This is a genomic window from Streptomyces vastus, assembly GCF_039532825.1.
GTDB classification, from domain to species: Bacteria; Actinomycetota; Actinomycetes; order Streptomycetales; family Streptomycetaceae; genus Streptomyces; species Streptomyces vastus.
This window is the reverse complement of sequence record NZ_BAAASJ010000083.1, coordinates 1-1628: the sequence shown is the minus strand read 5'-3', so window position 1 is coordinate 1628 and position 1628 is coordinate 1. Positions and strand designations below refer to the sequence as shown.

Annotated in this window: 1 protein-coding gene; it reads right to left on the bottom strand. The window is 69.1% G+C overall.

Features of this window, described 5'->3' with window-relative positions; all coding sequences use genetic code 11:
- Window positions 1-38 precede the first annotated feature (38 nt).
- The gene (locus tag ABD357_RS29895; protein WP_425585060.1) at window positions 39-1574 is read right to left on the bottom strand and encodes an ISL3 family transposase; all 1536 of its coding nucleotides are present in this window, start codon (window positions 1572-1574) and stop codon (window positions 39-41) included.
- Window positions 1575-1628 lie beyond the last annotated feature (54 nt).

Below are 1628 nucleotides of genomic sequence, written 5' to 3'. Positions count from 1 at the left end.
GGCTCTGTTCCGTAGTCGGTGGTGACGGTGCGTTCTCCTCATTGCAGGAGGATGCGGTGACGGAGGAGGTCGAATCCTGCTCGGCCGTGCATTTGCCGCATGATCTTCTTGGTTCGGGTATTGACGCCCTCGGTCCGGCCGTTGTGGTGGGGCAGGGTGAGGCCGGCGTTCACGGCGGCGCGGTCGAGTTCGAGGCCGTTGCAGAAGCTGTGCAGGTGGGGCAGGCCAGCGGTGCGGACTGTGGCGATCCACTGGGTGAGCTTGTCGTCGTTGGCCTGGGCCGGGGTCAGGAGCGCGGCGAACTCGCCGGTGAGTCGGGCGAGTTCGGTCATCTCCGGGCACGCCGCGGTGAGGAGGCCGAGCAGGTCGGTGTCCCTGGTCCACAGGTGCTCGGGGTGGGTGAGCAAGAGCCGGGCGACGCGGCGGGGGGTTGTCACGGGGCGGTCGCCTTCGGCGCGGCCCTGATTGAGGTAGCGGACCAGCAGGTTGGCACTGCCGGTATAGCCCAGTTCCCTGATCTCGTGCAGGAGGTGCGTGACAGGAACGGCCGGGTTGTCGGACCGGCGCCGGCGCAGGTGGTTGCGGTAGGGGTCGACAAGGGTGGGCCGGTAGCGAGGGGCGATGCGATCCGCGGGCGGTTCAGGGATGCGGGCGTAGCGCTTGACGGTATTCAGGGCGAGGCTCAGTCTGCGGGAGCAGTCGAGCAGGCCGACGCCGGAGTCGAGGAGTGCGTGGACTTTGTGCCAGCGCTCGCGGGTGGTCTGCTCGCGGACGCCGCCGGGCCGGGGCGGGTTGACGGTGGCCCAGCAGGGGGCGTGGGCGCGGACCTCGGCCAGAACCTTGTCGCACAGGTTCCGCCACAGATGCCAGCGGTCGCTGACCTGCACCGCGTCGGGCAGGGCCCGGCGGATCGCCTCGGCGTAGGTGGCCGAGCCGTCCCGGCACACGACTTCGATCCCTTTCTGCCCGCGCAGCCACGCCTCCAAGGTGGCGGCTTCGCGGTCGGGCAGGACATCGACGCGTTCCCCGGTCTCGGCATCAATGATGATCGTGGCGTACCGGTGACGGCGGCGCAGGGCGAAGTCATCGACCCCGATCACCCTCGGGATCCGCAGCGTCGGCGGGGGGATTCCCCGCAGCACCCGCAGGGCGGTGGCGAACGATACGGGCACGGCCAGTAACCGGGTGAGCCGGGCAGCCGCCCGGCCGCACAACTCCTTAACCACGCCCGAGACCTGGCTGGTCAGACGCGTGGTGCGGCGCTGAAGTCGCTCGATCAGCCCAGGGACTTGCTCGCGGAAGGTCTGCCGCCGACAGCCCAGGACCGGGCAGACCAGACGTCGTACCCGGACGTTGACCACGACCCGGCGGCCATCGACCGGCACATCCGCAACGGTCCGGACGTGGTATCCGTGCACCTTCCCCGTCGGGACCCCGCACATCGGGCAGGGAAAGGGAACATCCCGGGTCCGGGCCAAGACCCGGATCATCTCGCCGTCGTCCGCCACATCCTCGATGACCAGCGCCGAGAGCCCTGAAAACACCGTTGCCACAAGGGAGTTGACATCTCGCATACAACGTCAACGACGCCCGTCACCTGCCGTCACCACCGACTACGGAACAGAGCC